This window comes from Mycobacterium aquaticum (genome assembly GCF_002086485.1).
Lineage (GTDB): Bacteria > Actinomycetota > Actinomycetes > Mycobacteriales > Mycobacteriaceae > Mycobacterium > Mycobacterium aquaticum.
The window spans coordinates 45,652-67,960 of the sequence record NZ_MVHF01000041.1 but is presented as its reverse complement, the minus strand read 5'-3'; the positions used below and the strand labels follow the sequence as shown (position 1 = coordinate 67,960).

The following is a 22,309-nucleotide window of genomic DNA, read 5'->3' as shown; positions in this document are numbered from 1 at the left end:
GGTCGGGGGCTGGGTTTGGGGGTGTGCTCGCCAGGCTGGCTGGTTGTCATATCGGCTCCTCGTACTTCCCCGCGGTCTACCCGCGCATCTGCCGCGCGACGCGGCGCCCGATAGCTGTCAGTTTCGAACGCTATTCAAGCAGGTCGGCTTGTGTCCTGCCCATGCCTTTCGGGTCAAGGGGCTGACAAAGTCGGCGTCGGCACCGCTGCACACGGGGTGACGAGGACCGATGGGCGGCCCTACGGCCCGGTGGGGTGGTGCCTGCGCACTAGTTTGGTGTGGTGCGCAGCGCCATTGCGATCGTTCCGTCGGCACCTGTCCTGGTGCCCGAGCTCATGGGTTCGGCCGCCGCTGAACTGACCGATCTGCGTGCCGCAGTCGTCGCGGCGGCGCAGACCCTGCCCGCGCGCTGGGTGGTCGTCGGCGTCGGTGATGCGGACGCCGTCATCGGCTCGGAGAGCGCCGGGACGTTCGCCGGATACGGCGTCGACGTGGCGGTCGCGCTGGGACCCGGCTGCCCGCAGGCACCCACCGAACTGCCGCTCAGCGCGCTCGTTGCCGGCTGGATCAGGGGACAGGCCAACCCCGAGGCCGCCGCCGAGGTGCGGATGTACGCCGACTCGCACACGGCCGACGCCGCGCAGGCCCACGGGCGCCGGCTGCGGGCCCTCATCGACGACGCGGCAGACCCGGTCGGGGTCCTCGTCGTCGCCGACGGCGCGCACACCCTCACCGCGAGCGCACCGGGCGGCTACGACCCGGAGTCCGGCGCGATCCAGTCGGCCCTCGACGATGCGCTGGCCGTAGGCGATGCCGCGGCTCTGCTCAGGCTGCCCGAGTGGATTGTGGGCCGCGTCGCCTACCAGGTGCTGGCCGGGCTCACCGAGCCCGGGCCCGCCGGGGCGCGCGAGCTCTACCGCGGCGCGCCCTACGGCGTCGGGTACTTCGCCGGGGTGTGGCACCCGTGAGGCCGATCGCCGTCATCGGCCCGACCGGAACCGGCAAGTCCGCTCTGGCGTTGGCCCTGGCAGAACGGCTCGGCGGGGAGATCGTGAACGCCGACGCCATGCAGCTCTACCGCGGTATGGACATCGGCACCGCCAAACTGACCGTCGCCGAACGCCGTGGCATCCCGCATCATCAGCTCGACGTGCTCGAAGTGACCGAGACCGCCACCGTGGCCCGGTACCAGCAGGCTGCGGCGGCCGACGTCGAAGCCATCGCGGCACGTGGCGCGGTGCCCGTCATCGTGGGCGGATCGATGCTCTACATCCAGTCGCTGCTGGACGAATGGGCGTTTCCGGCCACCGACGCGTCGGTACGGGCGCGGTGGGAGGAGCGCCTGGCCGAGATCGGCGTCGCGGCCCTGCACGCCGAGCTGACCGCCGTCGACCCCGCGGCAGGCGCGTCGATCCTGCCCACCGACGGCCGGCGGATCGTGCGGGCACTGGAAGTCGTGGAGCTCACCGGGCAGCCGTTCGCGGCGTCCGCGCCGCGCATCGGGACACCCCGCTGGGACACCGCGATCATCGGATTGGACTGGGCCACAGACGTTCTCGACGAGCGGCTGGCACAGCGCACCGACAAAATGTTCGCCGACGGTCTGGTCGAGGAGGTGCTGACGCTGCGCGAGCGGGGTTTGCGCGACGGCGTGACGGCCGCGCGGGCGCTGGGGTACGCGCAGGTGCTGGCCGACCTCGACGCGGGCGGTGACGGCTCGGCCGCCCAGGAGCCGACGTTCATCGGCACCCGCCGCTACGTGCGCAGGCAGCGGTCGTGGTTCCGTAGGGATCACCGGGTGGCCTGGCTGGACGGGGCCTCCGACGGGACGGTCGATGACGCCGAGCGGATCTGGCGACACGTATCCTGATCAGGTGATCTCCGGCGGCGTGAGTTTTGTGAAGGGCCACGGCACCCAGAACGACTTCGTGGTGCTGCCCGACCTCGATGCGCGCCTGTCGCTGCAGCCCGACGCGGTGGCCGCGTTGTGTGACCGCCGCCGGGGCCTGGGCGCCGACGGCGTCCTGCGGGTGACCACGGCCGGGGCTGCCCTGGCCGCCGGCGTGTTCGACCGGTTGCCCGACGGCGTCGCGGCAGGCGACTGGTACATGGACTACCGCAACGCCGACGGGTCCATCGCGCAGATGTGTGGCAACGGGGTCCGCGTGTTCGCGCACTACCTGAAGGCCTCGGGCCTGGAGACCGCCGACGAGTTCGTCGTCGGCTCGCTGGCGGGGCCGCGCCCGGTGGTGCTGCATCACGCCGACGCCGACACCGCCGAGGTCACAGTCGAGATGGGCAAGGCCAACCGGTTCGGTACGGGCTCGGCCGTGGTCGGTGGCCGCAGCTTCGCCGGCCTGGCCGTCGACGTGGGCAATCCGCATCTGGCCTGTGTGGGGATCGACCGGTCGGATCTGGCCGCGCTCGACGTGGGTGCGCCGGTGTCGTTCGACTCCGCGCTGTTCCCCGATGGCGTCAACATCGAGATCCTGACCGCACCGGTCGACGGCGCCGTGAGCATGCGCGTGCATGAACGCGGCGTCGGCGAGACCCGCTCGTGCGGCACCGGAACCGTCGCCGCAACGGTGGCCGCGCTGGCGAACCAGGGCGCCGACACCGGGACGCTGGCGGTGCACATACCGGGTGGTGAGGTGACGGTGACCATCACCGAATCCACCAGCTACCTGCGCGGACCGTCGGTGCTGGTGGCGCGCGGGGAGCTGTCCGAGGTCTGGTGGAACACTGCACACGCGTAATTGGGGTGCGCACCGGGTGGGCGGCGTGACAATCTGGAAGTACATATGACGTACCCACAGACACCCAGCACCGGCGAACTCGCCCTCCAAGATCGCGCCTCACTGCGCCGCGTCGCCGGGCTATCCACCGAACTCACCGATGTCTCCGAGGTCGAATACCGGCAACTCCGGCTCGAAAGAGTCGTGCTCGTCGGGGTCTGGACCGACGGCACCTCGGCCGACGCCGACGCGAGCCTGGCCGAGTTGGCGGCCCTGGCCGAGACAGCGGGCTCAGAGGTCCTCGAAGGCCTCATCCAGCGCCGCGACAAGCCCGATCCATCCACCTACATCGGCTCCGGCAAGGCCGCCGAACTGCGCGAGGTGGTCGTCGCCACCGGGGCGGACACCGTGATCTGCGACGGTGAGCTCTCACCGGCGCAGCTGAACTCCCTGGAAAAGGTGGTCAAGGTCAAGGTCATCGACCGCACCGCGCTGATCCTCGACATCTTCGCTCAGCACGCGACCAGCCGTGAGGGCAAGGCCCAGGTGTCGCTGGCCCAGATGGAATACATGCTTCCGCGGCTGCGCGGCTGGGGTGAATCGATGTCCCGGCAGGCCGGTGGTCGAGCCGGCGGTGCCGGCGGCGGCGTCGGCACCCGTGGTCCGGGCGAGACCAAGATCGAGACCGACCGCAGGCGGATCCGCGAGCGTATGTCCAAGCTGCGGCGCGAGATTCGCGATATGAAGAAGGTCCGCGACACCCAGCGCAGCCGTCGGCTGACCTCCGACGTCGCGTCGGTGGCGATCGTCGGCTACACCAACGCCGGTAAGTCGAGCCTCCTCAACGCCTTGACCGGGGCCGGGGTGCTGGTGGAGAACGCGTTGTTCGCGACCCTCGAACCCACTTCGCGCCGTGGGGAATTCGACGATGGCCGGCCGTTCGTGCTGACCGACACCGTCGGCTTCGTGCGGCACCTGCCCACGCAGTTGGTGGAGGCGTTCCGGTCCACACTCGAAGAGGTCGTCGATGCCGACCTGCTCGTGCACGTGGTCGACGGCTCCGACGCCAATCCGCTGGCCCAGATCAGCGCGGTGCGGCAGGTGATCGGCGAGGTGATCGCCGAGCATGACGGGCGTCGGGCCCCGGAACTGTTGGTGGTCAACAAGATCGACGCCACCGGTGACCTGGAACTGGCCCAGCTGCGGCGGGGGCTGCCCGATGCGGTGTTCGTCTCGGCGCATTCCGGTGACGGGCTGGACCGGCTGCGGCAGCGGATGGGGGAGTTGGTCGAGCCGACCGACACCATGGTCGACGTGACCATCCCGTACGAGCGTGGCGACCTGGTCGCCAAACTGCACTCCGAAGGCCGCATCGACGCCACCGAACATGGCGCTGACGGCACCAGGATCAAAGCGCGCGTGCCGATCCCGTTGGCGGCCAGCCTCGGCGAGTTCGCCACCTTCTGACGCCGAGCAGACGCTGCGGTACCCCGACACGCCGTGTTTGGCGTACCGCGACGTCTGCTCGGCGGAATCAGGCCGCGGGCTTGGCCGTCTTGTTGTCAGCGCCGGTGCCGCTCTTGTCGGCGGCCTTGGCGGTGTCCTGCCCGAGGGCCTTACGCACGGTGCTGCCGAGCGACCTCGCCAGATCACGGACCGGATGTCCGTTGACACCCAACGTCTTTCGCAGTGACGGCCGGTCGGTCTGCGTGGCTGTCGAGGTCGTCTCGGTGACGACGCTCGGCCGCAGCGACGGCTTGAGATCGGCGACGGCGGCGACTTTCTGGACGTCCGCGGTCGTGGCCGGCACTTGTGCCGGGGCGGTGGGCTTCGCGGTGGTGGCGCTCTGGGTGGGATCTGTCCATCCGGGCAACGGCGCGAGCCCCGGTTGGCTCGCGGCGGTGATTCCTTCGGGGATGTCATTGATGAGGTCGCCGGCCAGCGTGACGGGGTTGACCCGCGGTACCAGCTGGAACGGGGTCGGTGTGCCGTAATTGGTTCTGTCGTAACCGGTTTCGATCAGGGTCTGCACCGTCGGCGAGATCAGGTTGACCACCGGCACCACGAGCGCCGACGTACCGGTCGCCGCGCCGAGATCGAGGGCGGGCTGCATGATCGGGAGGTACTTGGCCGGCAGGGTGATGTAGTAGGTGTCGCCCTGTTTTTGGCAGTGGGTGGCCGCGCTGCAGTCGGCCTTGGCGTTGTCGACCGCGGCCTGCACCTGTGCGGGTGTGTAGCCGTAGGGCGTGGCCGACGGGGCATCGGTGCCGTCGGGAGCCAGGTAGGTGCCGTGCACGTATTCGAACCCGGCGACGGCGTTGGCCATGGCCAACGGATTGAGCACCCAGGACGGCGCGTCGGACACACCGTCGTACTGCAACGCGATGTCATAGGTCGTGATGCCGGTGTCGGTCGGGGTCGGTTGACCGAACGTCGCGTCGAGGACCGGCACAGTGCCCAGCACTGCGAGCCGTTCGAACAGTCCGCCGTTGGGCCGGTTCGGATTACCGATCAACACGAACGTCAGGTCGTTCTTCTGATCGGCGGGCAGATCGGCCAGTTGGCCTTTGACGATGCTGGCGACGGTCGCGCCCTGCGAGTAGCCGAAGACGACGACCGGATGATCGTCGGTGGGATTGTTGGGCCCGACGAGCTGGCTGGTCAGGCTCGTCACACCGCTGGCCACCGAAACGTTCCATTTCGCACCCTGCAGCCCGCCCCAGCCGGGGAAGGGAAACGGCCAGAACTGGGCGATGTAGGGCACCGCGACCGGCGCAGCACAGCCGTCTGCGCCGCAGGTACCGCCTGGCTGGACGTAGTAACTGACGGCATTGTTCATGTAATTGGCGGAATCCGCCGGGTTCGGTGTTCCGGTGCCGGGCACCACCAACGGCGTCACCGCCGCATTCAGCGCGACCTCGGCCGCAAGCGTCGTCGTCACCCCGATGACTGCGGAGCCGGACATCGCCACGCCGGCCACCAGCATGGTGCGGACCATCGAACGGGCTGAGATTCGCATCGGGCCTCCCCTTCCGCTGACGCCGACGTCAGCGCTCAGGGGATCTTTGCATCGTCACGCATCGGGCACAGGCAAATCGAGCGAACCGGCCTCAGTCGACGGCCGTGCGGATCACGGGCGGTTCATGGGCCCGCAGCGGCGGCAACGGCCCGTCGAACTTCTCGACCTCGACCAGCACATGGGCCCCGGTGCAGCCGTGCGCCAGCGATGACGTCCCGACGTCGTCGGTCAGCACGTTCGGATTACCGTGCACGCACATCGAATCCGGGTCCGTCGGATCGGCCGGGTCGAACCAGGCACCGGTCGACAGCTGCACCACATCCCTGCGCAGGCGGTCGTCGACGACGAGACCCGCGAGGCACGCGCCGCGGTCGTTGAACACGCGCACGATGTCGCCGTCTGCCAGTCCGCGCCGGGCCGCGTCGGCCGGGTGCATCCGGATCGGTTCGCGCCCTTGGATTTTCGAGGCCCTGCTGGTAGCGCCGCCGTCCAGTTGGCTGTGCAGCCGGGTCGCCGGTTGGTTGGCCAGCAGATGCAATGGATACGCCCGGGCGCGCTCACCGCCGAGCCACTCCGCGGGTTCGTACCACGCCGGATGGCCGAGGCAGTCGGAGTAGCCGAAGCCGGCGATGTCCTCGGAGAAGATCTCGATGCGGCCGCTCGGTGTGGCGAGGCGGTGGGCCTGCGGATCGGCGCGGTAGTCGCCCAACAGCGTCAGGCCCGGTTCGGTCGGCAAGCGCAGCTGACCGGCCGCCCAGAACTGGTCGAACGTGGGAACCTCGAAATCCAGTCCGGCAGCCCACTTTTCGTACATGTGCACGAGCCACTGCCGGGCCGTGCGGCCCTCGGTGAACTGCTCGCCGAAGCCGAGCGCGGTGGCCAGCGCGGCGAAGGTCGTGTAGTCGTCGCGTGACTGTGCGTAGGGCTCGGCCAGCTGCGGCATGGCCACCAGCAGCGGATCGTTGCGGGACCCGGAGTAGTCCTCGCGCTCGTAGGCCGTGGTCGACGGTACGACGATGTCGGCGTGTTTGGCCATGGCGGTCCAGTACGGATCGTGCACCACCACGGTGTCGACGCGAGCCAGCGCTCGGCGCAGCCGCGGGATGTTCTGGTGATGGTGGAACGGATTGCCGCCGGCCCAGTACACACACTTGATGTCGGGATAGGTCAGCCGCTGCCCGTTGTAGTCGAACTGCTCGCCGGGATGCAGCAGCATGTCGCTGACGGCCGCCACCGGGATGAACGTCTGCACCGGGTTGGGGCCCTGCGGAAACACCGGCAACCGGCAGCGCAGCGGCGGCAGCCCGGGTTCGTTCATCGACCCGTAGCCGTGACCGAATCCGCCGCCTGGAACCCCGATCTGGCCCAACATCGCGGCCAGCGTCAGGCCCATCCACGGAGCTTGTTCGCCGTGGCGGATCCGTTGCAGAGACCAGCTGACGGTGACAAGGGTGCGACCGGAGGCCATGCGTCGGGCCAGCTCGGTCAGTTCGTCGGCGGCGATCCCGCTGATCTGCGCCGCCCACAGCGGTGACTTAGCGATGCCGTCGTCGCGGCCGAGCAGATAGCGCTCGAACCGCTCGTAGCCGGTGCAGTACGTGTCGAGGAACGCGCGGTCGGCCAATCCCTCGGTGGCCAGCACGTAAGCTAGCCCGAGCATGACGGCCACGTCGGTGCCGGGGACGGGTGCGTGCCATTCGCATTCGCCGTCGACGTCGTCGCGCAGCGGACTGAAGGACACGATGCGCCCGCCCCGGTCCCGCAGCCGGCGCAGTGCGTCGCGGGCGGGGTGCGCGGTGGTGCCGCCGTGGTTGATGGCGGTGTTCTTCAACGCGATGCCGCCGAAGCTGACGAGCAGATCCGTGTGGGCGACGATGACGTCCCAATCGGTGGACCGCTTGAAGAGGTCATCGTGGGTGCCGACCACGCGCGGCATGATCACCGCGGTGGCGCCCAGGCTGTAGGAGTTCCGTGACGAGGTGTAGCCGCCGAACATCTTGAGGAAGCGGTGCACCTGGCTCTGGGCGTGGTGGAACCGTCCGGCGCTGGCCCACCCGTAGGAGCCTGCGTAGATGGCTTCATTTCCGTGGGTGTCGACGACCCGGCGCAGTTCGGCGGCCAGCAGTTCGGTCAGTTGGTCCCAGGACACCGCGACGAACTCGTCGGCGCCGCGTCCGCTGCTAGGGCCCGGGCCGTCGCGGAGCCAGCCGCGCCGTACCGCGGGTCCGGTGATCCGGGAGCGGTGTCGGATGGCGCCGGGCAGGTTGCCCAGCAACGGGGACGGATCGGTGTCGCCGGCAGGCGGCGTCACGGCCGCGATGTCTCCGGCGTCGACTCGGGCGGTGAACGCACCCCAGTGCGTGAGGCTCGTCGGGGACGCCGGCACGACGGCCAGTCTACGGCGCAGCACAGACACCTCGGATGTGCCCAACCATCCGGTTGGTATAAGTTGGCCCCAAGTCGAAACCCAGTACCGGAGGTCACACCATGAGCGGTGTTGTGAAGTACGAGCGCACTCTGTTCGAACCTGAGCACGAACTCTTCCGCGAGTCCTACCGGGCCTTCCTGGAACGGCACGTCGCGCCGTACCACGACCAGTGGGAAAAGGACAAGATCGTCGACCGCGGGGTCTGGCTGGAGGCCGGTAAGCAGGGCTTTCTCGGTATGGCGGTGCCCGAGGAATACGGCGGCGGCGGCAATGGCGACTTCCGTTACAACACGATCATCACCGAAGAGACGGTCGCGGGCCGCTACAGCGGCATCGGCTTCGGGCTGCACAACGACGTGGTCGCGCCGTACCTGCTGAGGCTGGCCAACGAGGAGCAGAAGCAGCGTTGGCTGCCGAAGTTCTGCACCGGAGAAATCATCACCGCGATCGCAATGACCGAACCGGGCACCGGCAGCGACCTCCAGGGCATCAAGACCCGCGCCGTGCGGGAAGGCGATCACTACATCCTCAACGGCTCGAAGACCTTCATCACCAATGGCATCCACTCCGACCTCGTGATCGTCGTGGCGCAGACCGACCCCGACAAGGGCGCGCTGGGCTTCTCGCTGCTGGTCGTCGAGCGCGGTATGGAGGGTTTCGAACGCGGCCGTCACCTCGACAAGATCGGTCTGGAAGCCCAGGACACCGCCGAGCTGTCGTTCACCGATGTCAAGGTTCCGGTCGAGAACCTGCTCGGTGAAGAAGGACAGGGCTTCGTCTACCTGATGCAGAACCTGCCGCAGGAGCGCATCTCGATCGCCATCATGGCCGCCGCGGCCATGGAGACGGTGCTCGATCAGACGCTGCAGTACGCCAAGGAACGCAAGGCGTTCGGCAAGCCGATCGGCAGTTTCCAGAACAGCCGGTTCCTGCTGGCCGAACTGGCCACCGAGGCCACCGTCGTCCGGATGATGGTCGACGAATTCGTGCGGCTGCACCTGGACGAGAAGCTGTCGGTCGAACAGGCCGCGATGGCCAAGTGGTATTCGACCGAGAAGCAGGTCAACCTCATCGACCGGTGTCTTCAGCTGCACGGCGGCTACGGATACATGCGGGAATACCCGATCGCGCGGGCCTACCTGGACGCGCGGGTGCAGACCATCTATGGCGGCACCACCGAGATCATGAAGGAGATCATCGGCCGTAGTCTGGGGGTCTGACCCGGCCGGGACGATCCGAAAACGCCGGTGCGCAGCCCGCTGGACGGTTGAATCGCAGGGTTTTTTTGACCCGTGATCGGCGATGTTCCTTGGTTATCGCCGCCGACTAAAGCAGAGTTGTCGGGCGGGATACATTCTTCGGAACTTTGCCGAACAGCGGGGAGGATGCATGACGAGGCCGGGAACAAGGCTGAGCGGGGCCGTTCGGCGGGTGACGGCCGGTCTGTTTGCAGTGGCCGTCGCCGGCCTGTTGGCACCGGTCGCGGCGGCGAGCCCCGAATCCGATGCCGGCGCCGCCATCTCCGCGGCCTGGGATGCCAGCGGTGGGGACGGCGGGCCGCTCGGCGCGCGCAACGGCGACGTCTACGCGACCGGCTCGGGGTTCGGGCAGAACTTCGCCTCCGGGAAGATCTTCTTCACCCCCGCGACGGGTGCGCATTACGTGACGGGTGCCATCTTGGAGAAATATGAGGCGCTCGGTGGCCCCGCCGACAGCGATCTCGGATTCCCGACCATCGACGAAGGTGCCGGACGTGCGCCGGACAGCCGCAATTCGACTTTCAGCGCGTCTGACAAACCGGTGATCTTCTGGACCCCGACGAATGGGGCGCACGTTGTTCGCGGCGCGATCAACGCGGGATGGGACAAGCTCGGCGGATCCGCAGGCGTGCTGGGCGTGCCCTCCGAGGACGAGGCCTACCGCGGCGACATCGTGTCGCAGAAGTTCACCGGCGGTGAGCTGTCCTGGAATCCCAAGACCAAGGAGTTCACCACCGATCCGCCGGATCTGGCCGGCCAGCTCAGCGGCCTGACCGTTGCAGAAGACCCGACCACCGCGATCAGCGCGGCCCACCGCGCCGCGGGCGGGGACATGGGGCCGCTCGGCGCCAAGGACGGTGACCAGTACCCGATCGGTGCCGACGGCGTCGGGCAGAAGTACGCACACGGCGCCATCTTCTACACCCCCGCCACCGGCGCGGCCGCGATCAGCGGCCAGCTGCTGGAGAAATACCAGAGTGTCGGCGGCCCCGAGGGTGACCTGGGCTTTCCCACCAGCAGCGAAGCCGACGGCGGCTTCGCCCAGAACAGTCGGACCGTGAGCTTCGCGGCGTCCGACAAACCCGTCATCTTCTTGACCCCGGACTATGGCGCAGTGATCGTGCGCGGCGCCATGAACGCGGCGTGGCAGAAGCTCGGCGGGGGGCACGGTGACCTCGGCGCACCGATGTCGGATCAGACCGAGAACGGCAGCGTGATCACGCAGAAGTTCAGCGGGGGAGCGATCTCCTGGGACCGCTCGGACAACACCTTCACCACCGAGCCGCCCAAGCTGGCATCGTCGCTGGCCGGCCTGGAGATCCCCGGGCTGGACGCCAATCAGCCGCACGGCACCACCCAGGCGTCGCCGTCGGAGCCGAGCAAGCCGTTCGCCTGGCACTGGAACTGGTGGTGGCTGCTCGCGGTGATCCCGGTTGTGTTGCTGGCCGGGCTGATCGTCGGCGCCGCCCTGTGGCACCGGCGCCGCGGTCGGGGCGATGACGACTTCGACCACGACGGGTTCGAGGATGACGACCATTACGGCTCCGACTACGACGACGCCCACTATGACGACGGGCACGACGATGACGACGCGGCACACGACGACGGCCAGTACGACCGGGCCGGTTATCAGCAAGGCCGCTATGAGGCGCACGACTACGACGAGACCCATGCGCCGACGCAGCACGCCGACGAGTCGAATCCGTTCGAGCCCGCCGCGTACGGCGCCGCCGAGGCGGGGACCGCGCGGTTCGCAGCGCCTTACGAGTCCGCTACGCCCGCTGCGGCATACACCCCGGCCGCCTCGCCGTACGACGATCCGACCGACATCGCGATGCCCGTGAGCCAGTGGGCTCCACCCGGCGGGGTCGACCCCATCGGCGACGTCGATGACGACGAACCACCGGAAGAGGCCGTCGAGCTGCTCAGCGGCCATGACGATGACGAGGACGACCTCGATGAGCAGGACGACACCGACGCCGCCGCCGACGCCGCCGAGGAACCGCGCGAACACGCCGCAATACCGGTGGATCCCGACTTCGACTCCGACAACGTCGACACCGCGCCGACGCCCATCCCGACGCTGATGCCGCGGATCGACACGGACGCAGAGACCCACAGTGGGCGGCACGCAGCGATCGAACTCGACGAGCCGGTGGCCAGCGCCACGGCGCTGCACCTGCCGCTGGACGATCCGCAGCGGGCGCCTCAGGGTTATCCGATCAAGGCGGACACCAAGTCGGGCATGTACTGGTCACCCGACAGTCGTCAATACGACGATGCGGTCGCCGAGATCTGGTTCGCCAGCGAGGAATTCGCCCGGACGAACGGATTCGTCCGGGCCGAGTGAGAACCGCCTCGAACGTCGTCTAGATCTTGCGGATGACGGTGACGACCTTGCCGAGCACGGCGGCGTCGTTGCCGGGGATCGGGTCGTAGGCGGGATTGTGCGGCATGAGCCACACCTGGCCGCGGGTCCGCTTGAACGTCTTGACCGTCGCTTCGCCGTCGATCATCGCCGCCACGATGTCGCCGTTGTCGGCGACATTCTGCTGCCGCACGACCACCCAGTCGCCGTCGCAGATCGCGGCGTCGACCATGGAATCGCCGACCACCTTGAGCAGGAACAACGAACCTTCGCCGACAAGCTCCCGGGGCAGCGGGAATACGTCCTCGACCGCCTGCTCGGCCAGGATCGGGCCGCCCGCGGCGATACGACCGAGCACGGGCACGAAGGTGGGCTCGGGCAGCGCATCGGAGCCGGCCACATCGGTGGTCACCACCGGTGTCACCACCGGATCGTCGGCCGCCCGCACATCGACCGCACGCGGCCGGTTGGGGTCACGCCGTAGATAGCCCTTGCGCTCCAGCGTGCGCAATTGATGCGCGACCGACGACGTCGAGGTCAAGCCGACCGCGTCGCCGATCTCGCGGATGCTCGGGGGATAGCCGCGACTGGTGACCGACGCCCGGATCACCTCGAGGATGGTCCGCTGCCGTTCGGTGAGGCTGCTGTCGGGACTGCGGCGCCGACTGGTGCCGTCGGTGTCGGCCGGGCTGTCGGTGCTGTCGTCGCTCATGGCGCCGAATCTAGTCGCTGTACGCGCAATGATCAAACATGTGTTCGAGGTGTGTCGTCCCCCGGGTGGCCTCCGGGACGGCAGCGGGACGCGGATGCCATTTGTGCCAATCGGACTTGTCGGTACCCCGGTCTATCGTTTGGCAACAGTTCGATCACACGTTCTATCGTTCGAACATCTGATCGATTATATTCGAACACAGAAGCGAACGCCCGGACCTGAAAGGCAGTCAGATGGCCATCCTCCACATTCCCGCCGAGACCCGCGCAGCTGTGTTGGCGAGCCGGCCCGCTCCGCTGCCCCAGCGCGATTCCCGTCCCGTCCGCAGGCCTCGGTCGGTTGACCGGCCTGCTCCGCTGCGTCCCGGTGGGGCCGCGCTGCGCTACCGCGGCACCGGGGTGCTGATGTCGCGGGCGTCGCACCGCCGCAAGCCCATCACGCCGGTCACGACGGTGCTGTTGGCGCTGGTGGCCGCGGGGATCACGGTGTGGCTGGGTCTTGTGGCGCAGTTGGGCGGCGTGGTGGGGACCGCCGCACCGACACCCGATGAGTTGGCCGTCGTGCAGGTGCGCAGCGGCGAATCCCTGCAGCAGCTGGCTCGGCGGGTGGCTCCCGATGCGCCGGTCGCCGAGGTCGTGGAGCAGATCCGCGACCTGAACCAGCTCAAGTCGGTCGCTGTGGACGCGGGCCAGACGCTGATCGCACCGGTCGGCTGACCGTGCCATGAGCGGTGAGACGGCTTGGTGCGCAACGGCACTCGCCGGATGTCCGGCGACGTACGTGCCATTGGACCCGGCGTGGACAGTACCGCCGGCGGCGCAGGTAGGCTCAAGGGCGCTCGAACTTGTGGTCTGGCGGAATGACGAAGGAGCGGTGATGCACTGTCCCTTCTGCCGTCATCCCGATTCCCGGGTGGTCGATTCGAGAGAAACCGACGAGGGCCAGGCCATTCGGCGCCGGCGTTCGTGCCCCGAATGCGGCCGCCGATTCACCACGGTCGAGACCGCTGTGCTGGCCGTCGTCAAACGTAGTGGCGTCACAGAGCCGTTCAGCCGGGAGAAGGTCGTCCGGGGCGTGCGGCGTGCCTGCCACGGCAGGCAGGTCGACGCCGCTGCGCTGAACCTCCTGGCCCAGAAGGTCGAGGATGCCGTGCGGGGCCTGGGCACACCGGAGATTCCCAGCCACGAGGTGGGCCTGGCGATCCTCGGGCCGCTGCGCGAGCTCGACGAGGTCGCCTACCTGCGGTTCGCCTCGGTGTACCGGTCGTTCACGTCGGCCGATGATTTCGAGCGGGAGATCGAGGCGCTGCGCGCCCACCGGTCTGGCTGACCGGGTTTCCTAGTCCAGCTGGGTGCTGCCATCGCTGACGACGCGGCCTGCCACCCGAACCCAACCCTCGGGGCTCCATCGCGTATGAATCACCGACCCTTTGCCCTGGATGATCTTCAGATCCCGGCTGAGATAGTCGGTCATCCGCACGGCAGCGGCGCCGGTGGCCTCATCCTCGGGGATGCCCAGGTGTGGCGCGAACATCCGTGACCGCATGATGCCCTGGTCCTGGTCGATCCACGTCCAGAGGTAGTTCTCGACGTCGTCGGAGAAGTCGTCGGGTTGGGCGGCCATGAGTTCGTCGGTCGACGACAGATCGTGGATGGCGAACTCGGGAGCCCATTCGGAGCGGGCGCTCACCGCGGCCAGGTCGCCGTCGTACTCGACCTGCACGATGCCTGCCGGCACCTGCAGGGTCTTGACCGGCCTCCCGGTTTCGCGCAGCCACCACGATGCGCCGACCGTCGGGTGGCCGGCGAACGCCAGCTCGGCGGCCGGAGTGTAGATTCGCGCCTGTGCCGACGTGCCGCCTGGCGGTGGTACGTCGATGAAAATGGTTTCGCTGTAACCCAATTCGGTCGCGATGCGCTGTCGGTCGGCCGGATCCACGGTGCTGTTGTCGACCACGCCCAGCGGGTTGCCGAACTTGCCGTCGGAATCGGTGAACACGCGCAGCACGGTCACATCAATGGCCATAAGCCGATGCTACGTGGCAGCGATCGCCGCTGGGTTGATCCCGGTACCGGGCTAGGTGGCGCTGCGTTCGTCGGCGCCCATCGCGTCGAGCACCGCGACCTGGGTGTCCAGGGGCCCGGAGATCGTGGCCTTGCGGATTCCCGAGCGCAGCAGGTTCCGCAACATTTCCTGGTCGTAGACGGCAGGTTCGGTGGAGTCGATGAATCGTTCGACGACCTCGACGAAGCGGTCAGGATCGTCGTGGAACGGAAAATGCCCGGACCCCTCGAAGATCTCGAGCTGGGAACCGGGCATTGCCGCGTGTGCCATGAGCGCGTGACCGACCGGGATCACCGAGTCCGAAGCGCCCCAGATAAGTTGCACGGGAACGGATTCGGTCAGGTAACAGCGGTCCAGCATGGTGACGACCTGGCCGCGCCAGTCCACTACGGCGCGCAGAGTGCGGGCGAACGCCGACGACGCGGTCGGCTCGGGCAGATCGGCCAGGATGCGCAGCATGTCCGGGATGTCCCGGCCGATGCCGGTGGAGCCGAACAACGTTCCCGCGGCCCGGCCGATGATCTGCAGTGCGGGCAGCACCAGCGGCAACCGCAGCAGCGCGAGCGCTTCGCTGCCCATCGGCAATGACGCGATGCGCAGCGCGACGTTGACGTCTTTGGTCACCCCGCCGGCGCCGACGAGCACCAGGCGGTCGACCAACTGCGGGAACTGGTAGGCGAACTGCATCGCCACTCCGCCGCCAAGAGAGTGCCCGACGACCGTGACCCGGTCGATGTCCAGGACGCTGAGCAGGTCCCGCATCCCGTTGGCGTAGGCGGCGACGGAGTAGTCCGCCCGCGGCTTGTCCGATCGGCCGTGCCCGAGCAGATCGGGGGCGATCACCGTGAAGCGCTGCGCCAAGGCGGTCTGCACGGTCTGCCAGGTGGTCGAATTGTCACCGATGCCGTGGATCAACAGGATCGCCGGCCCGGATCCGGCCACGCGGTACGCGCGCCGGTATCCGTGCACGGTGCGGAACTCGAGTGTCGGTGTGACCTCTCTGACCGACCGCAGATTGGGCTTTCGCTCCGTCATGTTGGCCAACCTCGCTGTCGGCCCTGCTGTGGGCTCCTATGGATGGTCCGGGTCTGTGTCGTCGGGATCGTCGGGCTGTCTGTCGTCGCGGTACAGGTCGTCGCGATACCTGTCGTCCTTGTACTTGTCGTCTTTGAATTTGTCACCGGTCTGCTGGGCGAGGAATCGTTCGAACTCGGCGCCCAACTCGTCGCCGCTGGGCAGTTCGTCGTCCCGTGCCAGCAGAGACCGATTCTCCTGTGCGGCAACGAACGCATCGTACTGTTGCTCCAGCGCCGCCACCACTTGGGCGACCTCGGTGCTGGCTTCTACCTGCTCGTTGATCTTTCCGTACACCTCGGCGCCTGCCTCGGACAGTGCGGCCAGCGGCAACTGTAGCGAACCCGTCCTGGCGACCTCGGCCAGCAGCGCCTCCGCCGCGGGCGGGTATGCGGTCTGGGCCAGGTAGTGCGGGACATGCACGGTGAAGCCGACCACCTCGTGTCCGTGCTGGGCCATCCGGAACTCCAGCAGGTTGGACACACTGGCAGGCACCTGGACCTCGCCGACCCACGGGGTGTGCTCGGCGATCAGCTCCTTGTTGTTGGCATGCGCGGTGAGGGTGACCGGGCGGGTGTGCGGCACCGCCATCGGAATGGTGCCCAGCCCGATGGTCTGCCGCACCCCGAGCCGCTCGGCGAGCAACCGGACGGCGGTGATGAAGCGTTCCCAACGCAGGTCCGGTTCCATGCCGGCCAGCAGCAGGAACGGCGTGCCGACGCTGTCGTGCAGGGCGTAGAGATTGAGTTCGGGGTCCTCGTAGCCGGTGAAGTGGTCGGTCTTGAACGTCATCAATGGCCGCCGCGACCGGTAGTCGAGGAGTTCGTCGATGGCGAACGAGGCGACGAGCTCAGTGTCGAGGCTGTTCTTGAGGTGCTCGGCCGCCAGCCGGATCGCGTGGCCGGCGTCGGAGAACCCTTCGAGCGCGTGGATCATCACCGGCCCGCGCCCGTCGGACGCAGACAGCTGCGGTGCGGGAAACTCCAGCTCGTACATCCCGCTCTGATCGGGCTGGTAGTGGTGCTCAGGGTGGTCGCTACTGTCGGCCATCACTCCGTCTCCTTGTCACTGCACGCCCTGATCCAGATCGTGCCGAACCCTCGTGCTGTGCCATATAGTGTCGCGCATTCCCATCATGCGGCGCGTTATGCCCCGCATGTGGAATCGAACAGGCAGCGCCCACCCGGCATTCCAGCCTGAGCGACGGTTTTTCGGGCAGGATCGGTGGTCATGCAGGTGGCGAGGGTTCGGACGGTCGCGGCAGCGGCGGCCATCACGTCCGTGGTCGCGTCGTGTGCCGCACCCGCGCCTGCGCGGCACACCGGGTCCGCGGCGATCCCCGTGACCTCGGCGGCATCGGCCCCGCAGGCCGACCCGCAGGCCAATGCCGTCTCGGGCGCCGCGCCCGTCGCACCTGACCCTCGCGTGGGGGCGGTGTTTCTCGGCGGCGGAACGGGCGAATCGGTGCACACCTGCAGCGCTGCAGTCCTCGACAGCAGTACCGGGGACCTGATCCTCACCGCCGCGCATTGTGTGGCCGACGGCATCGGCACCACGTTCATCCCCGGCTTCCACGATGGGGATGACGACATCTGGCGGATCACCACGGTCTATCTGGACCCCAGGTGGGTCGCATCGCAAGATCCGCATGCCGACTTCGCCATCGCGCGGGTGCATCACGAGTCCGAAGGTTCAGCGGTCCAGTCGTTCGAGGGCGGTCTCACGCTCGGCTCGGCACCGCCGGCGGGCACATCCGTCACGGTCACGGGCTACCCGATGGGGTCGGGCGGTGATCCGCTGCGGTGTCAGGGGGTGACCGGGCTCTCACACGACGGATATCCGTCGCTGCCGTGCATCGGTCTGACCGACGGTTTCAGCGGCGCGCCATGGATCGTGGGTTCGACGGTGATCGGCTTGATCGGCGGACCCGACGGTGGCGGTTGCGACGACGACCTGTCCTTCTCGCCCCGATTCGACGAATCGATCGTGGGCCTGTTGGCGCGCGCAGAGGCCGGCGGGGCAGGTGACTCCGCCCCCTCGGCCTACGACAGCGACTGCTAAGCGCGGAACTGGTTGAGCGCGCGCAGCTTGTTAATCACGTCGAGCGCGGCCACCTTGTAGGCCTCGGAGAACGTCGGGTAGTTGAACACCGCGTCGACGAGGTACTCCACCGTGCCGCCGCACCCCATCACCGCCTGGCCGATGTGCACCATCTCGGTGGCGCTGGTGCCGAAGATGTGTACTCCGAGCACCCGCAGGTCCTCGGTGGACACCAGCAGTTTGAGCATGCCGTAGGAGTCGCCTGCGATCTGCCCGCGGGCCAGCTCACGGTAGCGGGAAACACCAACCTCGTAGGGGATCGAGTCCTTGGTGAGGTCCACCTCGGTGGCACCGACGTAGGACACCTCGGGAATCGAGTAGATGCCGATGGGCTGCAGCTGCATCATGCCCTTGGTGGGCTCGCCGAACGCGTGGTAGGCGGCCAGGCGGCCCTGCTCCATCGAGGTCGCGGCCAGGGCCGGGAAGCCGATGACGTCGCCGACGGCGTAGATGTGGTCGACCTTGGTGCAGAAGTTGTCGTCGACGAAGATCCGGCCACGGTTGTCGCACTCCAGGCCGGCATTGGCCAGGTCCAGGTGATCGGTCTGGCCTTGGCGGCCCGCCGAGTACATGACCGTCTCGGCGGGGATCTGCTTGCCGCTGGCCAGGGTGGTGACGGTTCCGGCGGACCCGACGTCGACAGCGGTCACCTCCTCGCCGAACCGGAAGGTCACCGCGAGGTCGCGCAGGTGGAACTTGAGTGCCTCCACGATCTCCGGATCACAGAAATCGAGCATGGATTCCCGTTTTTCGACCACGGTCACCTTGGTGCCGAGTGCGGCGAACATCGACGCGTACTCGATGCCGATGACGCCGGCGCCGACCACCACCATCGAGGTGGGCAGCGACTTGAGGTCGAGAATGCCGTCGGAGTCCAGCACGCGCGATTCGTCGAACTCGACGCCGGAGGGGCGGGCGGGTTTGGTGCCCGTGGCCAGCACGATGTAGCGGCCCCGCACCGTGACGAGCTCGGCGCGGTTGGGATCCTCGACCAGGATGGTGTGTTCGTCGGCGAAGCGGCCGTGCCCGGTGTAGAGCTCGATGCGGTTGCGCATGAGTTGCGAGCGCACCACGTCGATCTCTTTGCCGATGACGTGCTGCGTACGCGCAAGCAGATCGGCGGGGGTGATCTTCTCCTTGACGCGGTAGCTGGCGCCGTACAGCTCGCGCTGGCTCATGCCGGTCAGATAGACGACCGCTTCGCGCAGGGTCTTCGAGGGAATGGTGCCGGTGTTGACGCACACGCCGCCGAGCATCCTCCCGCGTTCGATGACGGCGACCGTCTTGCCCAGCTTTGCGGCGGCGATGGCAGCACGTTGGCCGCCGGGACCTGAACCGATGACGACGAGGTCGTACTCCTGCATCGAACCCATGGGAGAGTGTTTACGCCGGTTGCTCGGATCTCGCACGCCGACCGCGTCAAATTGCGCATGAACAATCGCTGCGGACCGTTATCCCCAAAACGAGTTTCATCCACAGATCGCCGTGATCGGGCTGCGCGGCGAATCCCGTTGACGGTGCCTGCTGCGACGGTCGTGCCATGACATATTCATCGGATTCACCAGATACCGCGCAGTTCGGCCTCGACCGGCCCGGCACCCTCATCGCCGCGCTGCCCGCGGTCCTCGGCTTCGTACCCGTGCACTCGCTGGTGCTGGTCACCGTCGACGACGGAGCGCTGGGATGCGTTATGCGCGTTGATCTTTCACCGGACATCGGGGTGCGGATCGACCATTTGGCCGAGGTGGCCTCAGCCGCCGCGCCGCAGACCGCCATCGCCGTGTTCGTCGACGAGAACGGAGCCGACTGCCAGCAGTGCAACGACGAGTTCCGTGAGCTCGCCGCCATCCTGGCCGAGCGGCTGGCGGCCGGCGGCATCGAACTGCTCGGCGCGCATGTCGTCGACCGGGTGGAAGCCGGCGGCACCTGGCACTGCGCCGACGGTTGCGGCAGCCACGGTGTTGTCGAGGATCCGTCCGCGTCGCCGTTAGCTGCGGCCGCGGTGCTCGACGGACGCAGGCTCTACCGGCGGCGCGAGGAACTGCAACAGATCGTCGAGGCCGACTCTGTCCGCGGTGCGCGGTTGGCTCGGGTCATCGATGAGCTGCCCGCCGCGCCGCGCACCCGCGGCCGGGCCCGTGTCCGCGCGGACATCGAAGCCGCGATCGCCGCTGCGGACCGCTTCGCGGACGGGCGGCCACCCAGCGACGGTGAGATGGCCCGGATCGCGGTCTCGCTGACCGATCCGCAGGTCCGCGACACGTTGTACGCGCTGGCGGTGGGGGACAGCGCGGGCCCGGCGGAATCCCTGTGGGCCGAGCTGGCCCGCGCCTTGCCGCCGCCGTGGCGGGCAGAGGCCCTCGTGCTGTTGGCATTCTCGGCCTACGTCCGGGGTGACGGACCGCTGACCGGGGTGTCGCTGGACGCCGCACTCGACTGCGATCCCGAGCACCGGATGGCGGGCATGCTCGACACCGCGCTGCAGTCGGGGATGCGGCCCGAGCAAGTCCGCGAGCTGGCCCTCAGCGGCTACCGGCAGGCCGATCGGCTCGGCGTGCGGTTGCCACCGCGGCGGACCTTCGGGGGTGTCAGACCTTCTCGACCTTGACGGCGTGTGCCATCTGGTGGGGCAGCTCGACCTGTTGGTGGCCGGGGATCAGGATCATCACGCCGCCGTGGTCGTTGGCCTCGACCGTGACACGGGCGTTGGGCACGACGCCGGCTTCTTTGAGCCGTCCGATCAGCTCGGTGTCGCCCTGGACGTGTTCGGTGAGCTGACGCACCACGACCGCGACCGGCAGTCCGACCGGAAGCTCGGTCAGCCGGACCAGGCTCACGTCGTCGGAGAACGCGGTGGTTCCGACGCCGAGTTCGGACAGCCCGGGGATCGGGTTGCCGAACGGCGAGGTGGTGGGATTGTTCAGCACATGCATCAGGCGTCGCTCGACGTCCTCGCTCATCACGTGTTCCCACCGGCACGCCTCGGCGTGCACGTCTTCCCACGGGAGTCCGATGACGTCGACGAGGAGGCGTTCGGCGAGCCGGTGCTTGCGCATGACCGCGATGGCCAGGGAGCGTCCCTTGTCGGTCAACTCCAGGTGCCGGTCACCGGCGACGTGCAGCAGCCCATCGCGCTCCATCCGCGACACCGTCTGGCTGACGGTGGGACCACTCTGGTCGAGCCGCTCGGCAATTCGGGCACGCAGAGGCACCACGCCCTCTTCTTCGAGGTCGTAGATGGTCCGCAGATACATCTCGGTGGTATCGACAAGATCGTTCATTCGCGCCTTCCAAGCCCAAACGTCACACGACAGTCTACCGTTCGGGCGGCGCGAACTGGCGGCCAACGTAGGCGTGCCGCCCGTCCCCGCGGCGGGGCCGCTCAAGGCGGCAAAACCGGCGGAAATGCGATGTGCCCGCCGGGTATCCGGCGGGCACATCCAGGGGCAACGTCTAGCTTGCGTACGACCGGAGCCGGTCGGCCCGATCGCCGTTGCGGAGCTTGGCCATCACTTCGCGCTCGATCTGGCGCACCCGCTCACGGGAGAGCCCGAACAGCTTGCCGATCTGGTCCAGCGTGCGCGGCTGACCGTCGTCGAGGCCGAACCGCAGCCGGATCACCTGCTGTTCACGCTCGTCGAGCGTGGCAAGCACGTAGCGGATGTCGGTGTGCAGCAACTCGGAGATCACCGCGTTCTCCGCAGACATGGCTTCGGAGTCCTCGATGAAGTCGCCCAACGGCGCCTCCTCGTCGGTGCCCACCGGCATGTCCAGGCTCACCGGATCCCGGCTGTGCTCCAAGAGGTCGTTGATCTTCTCCACCGGGATGCCCGATTCCTCGGCGAGTTCCTCGTCGGTGGCTTCCCGGCCGAGGTTCTGGTGCATCTCCCGCTTGATCCGGGCCAGCTTGTTCACCTGCTCGACGAGATGGACGGGCAGCCGGATGGTGCGGCTCTGGTCGGCCATACCGCGGGTGATGGCCTGGCGGATCCACCAGGTGGCGTACGTGGAGAACTTGAAGCCCTTGGTGTAGTCGAACTTCTCCATCGCGCGGATCAGCCCCAGGTTCCCCTCCTGGATCAGATCCAGCAGCGGCATGCCGCGGCCGGTGTAGCGCTTCGCCAACGACACCACAAGGCGCAGGTTGGCTTCGAGTAGATGGCGCCGGGCGGCTTCGCCGTCCCGGACTACGGTCGCAAGCTCGCGTTTGCGGGTTTCACCGAGGCGCTTCTTGGTGTCCAGCAGGTGCTGGGCATACAACCCGGCCTCGATACGTTTCGCGAGCTCTACTTCATCGGCAGCATTGAGCAACGCCGTTTTGCCGATGCCGTTCAAGTACACGCGCACGAGGTCTGCAGCCGGGCTCTGGGCGTCCAGATCGGTGTCAACGCGGCTTGTGGTGGCATTTGCCATGACGGCCTCCTGATCGGCTCGAACTGTCACCACTTATAACGCAGTGGACCCAGTAAGAGTTCCCACCAGTTGCCGATTTCATGCCGCTTGACCTGCAGTTTTTCGTCGACGACCTGAGATTATCCTGAGAATAGCTA

19 protein-coding genes are annotated in these 22,309 nt (G+C 67.8%); 10 read left to right on the top strand and 9 right to left on the bottom strand.

The genetic code is table 11. The annotated features are described in order from the left end of the window. The first annotated feature begins 281 nt into the window (after window positions 1-281). From BST13_RS29285 to hflX, 4 genes are read left to right on the top strand one after another with little or no spacing between them, the layout of a single operon-like run. Window positions 282-968, top strand: a complete 687-nt coding sequence (locus BST13_RS29285) for a class III extradiol ring-cleavage dioxygenase family protein (RefSeq protein ID WP_211296206.1) — start codon at window positions 282-284, stop codon at window positions 966-968. Continuing rightward, window positions 965-1,870: a tRNA (adenosine(37)-N6)-dimethylallyltransferase MiaA gene (miaA, locus tag BST13_RS29280; protein WP_083168497.1), complete on the top strand. Its 906-nt coding sequence runs from the start codon at window positions 965-967 to the stop codon at window positions 1,868-1,870. Before BST13_RS29285 ends, miaA begins: the two co-directional genes overlap by 4 nt. Window positions 1,871-1,889: 19 nt before the next feature. Beyond that, complete coding sequence (gene dapF, locus BST13_RS29275; RefSeq protein ID WP_083168499.1) at window positions 1,890-2,756, top strand: diaminopimelate epimerase; 867 nt, start codon at window positions 1,890-1,892, stop codon at window positions 2,754-2,756. A gap of 45 nt (window positions 2,757-2,801) precedes the next feature. Next, the gene (gene hflX, locus BST13_RS29270; protein WP_083168485.1) at window positions 2,802-4,202 is read left to right on the top strand and encodes a GTPase HflX; all 1,401 of its coding nucleotides are present in this window, start codon (window positions 2,802-2,804) and stop codon (window positions 4,200-4,202) included. 67 nt (window positions 4,203-4,269) lie between these two features. Here the strand turns inward: hflX and BST13_RS29265 are convergent, their stop codons facing one another. Together BST13_RS29265 and BST13_RS29260 are read right to left on the bottom strand one after the other, a co-directional pair. Next, entirely contained in the window at window positions 4,270-5,754 is a 1,485-nt protein-coding gene (locus tag BST13_RS29265; protein WP_083168484.1) for a PE-PPE domain-containing protein, read from the bottom strand. Window positions 5,755-5,845: 91 nt separating this feature from the next. Next, the gene (locus tag BST13_RS29260) at window positions 5,846-8,140 is read right to left on the bottom strand and encodes a molybdopterin guanine dinucleotide-containing S/N-oxide reductase (RefSeq protein ID WP_083168496.1); all 2,295 of its coding nucleotides are present in this window, start codon (window positions 8,138-8,140) and stop codon (window positions 5,846-5,848) included. 101 nt (window positions 8,141-8,241) lie between these two features. Here BST13_RS29260 and BST13_RS29255 point away from each other — a divergent pair, with 101 nt between their 5' ends. Both BST13_RS29255 and BST13_RS29250 read left to right on the top strand, forming a co-directional pair. Then, window positions 8,242-9,402, top strand: a complete 1,161-nt coding sequence (locus tag BST13_RS29255) for an acyl-CoA dehydrogenase family protein (RefSeq protein ID WP_083168482.1) — start codon at window positions 8,242-8,244, stop codon at window positions 9,400-9,402. Between the two features lie 169 nt (window positions 9,403-9,571). After that, on the top strand, window positions 9,572-11,791 hold the full coding sequence (locus BST13_RS29250; protein ID WP_083168481.1) for an LGFP repeat-containing protein: 2,220 nt from the start codon (window positions 9,572-9,574) through the stop codon (window positions 11,789-11,791). Window positions 11,792-11,810: 19 nt separating this feature from the next. Here the strand turns inward: BST13_RS29250 and lexA are convergent, their stop codons facing one another. Then, a complete protein-coding gene (gene lexA, locus BST13_RS29245) occupies window positions 11,811-12,521 on the bottom strand; it encodes a transcriptional repressor LexA (RefSeq protein ID WP_083168479.1) in 711 nt (236 codons plus the stop codon). Between the two features lie 233 nt (window positions 12,522-12,754). Between lexA and BST13_RS29240 the strand changes: the two genes are divergently transcribed. Both BST13_RS29240 and nrdR read left to right on the top strand, forming a co-directional pair. Then, the gene (locus BST13_RS29240; RefSeq protein ID WP_083168478.1) at window positions 12,755-13,237 is read left to right on the top strand and encodes a LysM peptidoglycan-binding domain-containing protein; all 483 of its coding nucleotides are present in this window, start codon (window positions 12,755-12,757) and stop codon (window positions 13,235-13,237) included. Between the two features lie 160 nt (window positions 13,238-13,397). Then, complete coding sequence (gene nrdR / locus BST13_RS29235) at window positions 13,398-13,850, top strand: transcriptional regulator NrdR (protein WP_083168494.1); 453 nt, start codon at window positions 13,398-13,400, stop codon at window positions 13,848-13,850. Between the two features lie 9 nt (window positions 13,851-13,859). Here nrdR and BST13_RS29230 read toward each other — a convergent pair whose 3' ends face one another. From BST13_RS29230 to BST13_RS29220, 3 genes are read right to left on the bottom strand one after another with little or no spacing between them, the layout of a single operon-like run. Then, entirely contained in the window at window positions 13,860-14,546 is a 687-nt protein-coding gene (locus BST13_RS29230) for a PhzF family phenazine biosynthesis protein (protein WP_083168476.1), read from the bottom strand. A 51-nt stretch (window positions 14,547-14,597) separates the two neighbouring features. Next, on the bottom strand, window positions 14,598-15,620 hold the full coding sequence (locus tag BST13_RS29225; protein ID WP_083168475.1) for an alpha/beta fold hydrolase: 1,023 nt from the start codon (window positions 15,618-15,620) through the stop codon (window positions 14,598-14,600). A 36-nt stretch (window positions 15,621-15,656) separates the two neighbouring features. Next, a complete protein-coding gene (locus BST13_RS29220; protein ID WP_083168473.1) occupies window positions 15,657-16,709 on the bottom strand; it encodes a proteasome assembly chaperone family protein in 1,053 nt (350 codons plus the stop codon). Window positions 16,710-16,889: 180 nt separating this feature from the next. Between BST13_RS29220 and BST13_RS29215 the strand changes: the two genes are divergently transcribed. After that, window positions 16,890-17,720, top strand: a complete 831-nt coding sequence (locus BST13_RS29215) for a trypsin-like serine peptidase (protein ID WP_083168472.1) — start codon at window positions 16,890-16,892, stop codon at window positions 17,718-17,720. Here the strand turns inward: BST13_RS29215 and sthA are convergent. Next, window positions 17,717-19,123, bottom strand: a complete 1,407-nt coding sequence (gene sthA / locus BST13_RS29210; protein WP_170064355.1) for a Si-specific NAD(P)(+) transhydrogenase — start codon at window positions 19,121-19,123, stop codon at window positions 17,717-17,719. The genes BST13_RS29215 and sthA overlap by 4 nt on opposite strands. A 176-nt stretch (window positions 19,124-19,299) precedes the next feature. Here sthA and BST13_RS29205 point away from each other — a divergent pair, with 176 nt between their 5' ends. Further along, complete coding sequence (locus BST13_RS29205; RefSeq protein ID WP_083168469.1) at window positions 19,300-20,367, top strand: DUF4192 domain-containing protein; 1,068 nt, start codon at window positions 19,300-19,302, stop codon at window positions 20,365-20,367. Here BST13_RS29205 and BST13_RS29200 read toward each other — a convergent pair. Together BST13_RS29200 and BST13_RS29195 are read right to left on the bottom strand one after the other, a co-directional pair. Next, entirely contained in the window at window positions 20,348-21,040 is a 693-nt protein-coding gene (locus tag BST13_RS29200) for an iron-dependent transcriptional repressor DtxR (RefSeq protein ID WP_083168467.1), read from the bottom strand. The genes BST13_RS29205 and BST13_RS29200 overlap by 20 nt on opposite strands. A 172-nt stretch (window positions 21,041-21,212) precedes the next feature. After that, window positions 21,213-22,202, bottom strand: coding sequence for a sigma-70 family RNA polymerase sigma factor (locus BST13_RS29195; protein ID WP_264028723.1), 990 nt, complete (start codon window positions 22,200-22,202; stop codon window positions 21,213-21,215). Window positions 22,203-22,309: the final 107 nt, after the last annotated feature.

What these genes read in the sequence shown, in the direction of transcription:
- hflX (WP_083168485.1), top strand. Translation starts at nt 2,802, where the DNA reads ATGACGTACCCACAGACACCCAGCACCGGCGAACTCGCCCTCCAAGAT.
- BST13_RS29265 (WP_083168484.1), bottom strand. Translation starts at nt 5,754, where the DNA reads ATGCGAATCTCAGCCCGTTCGATGGTCCGCACCATGCTGGTGGCCGGC.
- BST13_RS29255 (WP_083168482.1), top strand. Translation starts at nt 8,242, where the DNA reads ATGAGCGGTGTTGTGAAGTACGAGCGCACTCTGTTCGAACCTGAGCAC.
- BST13_RS29250 (WP_083168481.1), top strand. Translation starts at nt 9,572, where the DNA reads ATGACGAGGCCGGGAACAAGGCTGAGCGGGGCCGTTCGGCGGGTGACG.
- lexA (WP_083168479.1), bottom strand. Translation starts at nt 12,521, where the DNA reads ATGAGCGACGACAGCACCGACAGCCCGGCCGACACCGACGGCACCAGT.
- BST13_RS29240 (WP_083168478.1), top strand. Translation starts at nt 12,755, where the DNA reads ATGGCCATCCTCCACATTCCCGCCGAGACCCGCGCAGCTGTGTTGGCG.
- nrdR (WP_083168494.1), top strand. Translation starts at nt 13,398, where the DNA reads ATGCACTGTCCCTTCTGCCGTCATCCCGATTCCCGGGTGGTCGATTCG.
- BST13_RS29230 (WP_083168476.1), bottom strand. Translation starts at nt 14,546, where the DNA reads ATGGCCATTGATGTGACCGTGCTGCGCGTGTTCACCGATTCCGACGGC.
- BST13_RS29225 (WP_083168475.1), bottom strand. Translation starts at nt 15,620, where the DNA reads ATGACGGAGCGAAAGCCCAATCTGCGGTCGGTCAGAGAGGTCACACCG.
- BST13_RS29220 (WP_083168473.1), bottom strand. Translation starts at nt 16,709, where the DNA reads ATGGCCGACAGTAGCGACCACCCTGAGCACCACTACCAGCCCGATCAG.
- BST13_RS29215 (WP_083168472.1), top strand. Translation starts at nt 16,890, where the DNA reads ATGCAGGTGGCGAGGGTTCGGACGGTCGCGGCAGCGGCGGCCATCACG.
- sthA (WP_170064355.1), bottom strand. Translation starts at nt 19,123, where the DNA reads ATGCAGGAGTACGACCTCGTCGTCATCGGTTCAGGTCCCGGCGGCCAA.
- BST13_RS29205 (WP_083168469.1), top strand. Translation starts at nt 19,300, where the DNA reads ATGACATATTCATCGGATTCACCAGATACCGCGCAGTTCGGCCTCGAC.
- BST13_RS29200 (WP_083168467.1), bottom strand. Translation starts at nt 21,040, where the DNA reads ATGAACGATCTTGTCGATACCACCGAGATGTATCTGCGGACCATCTAC.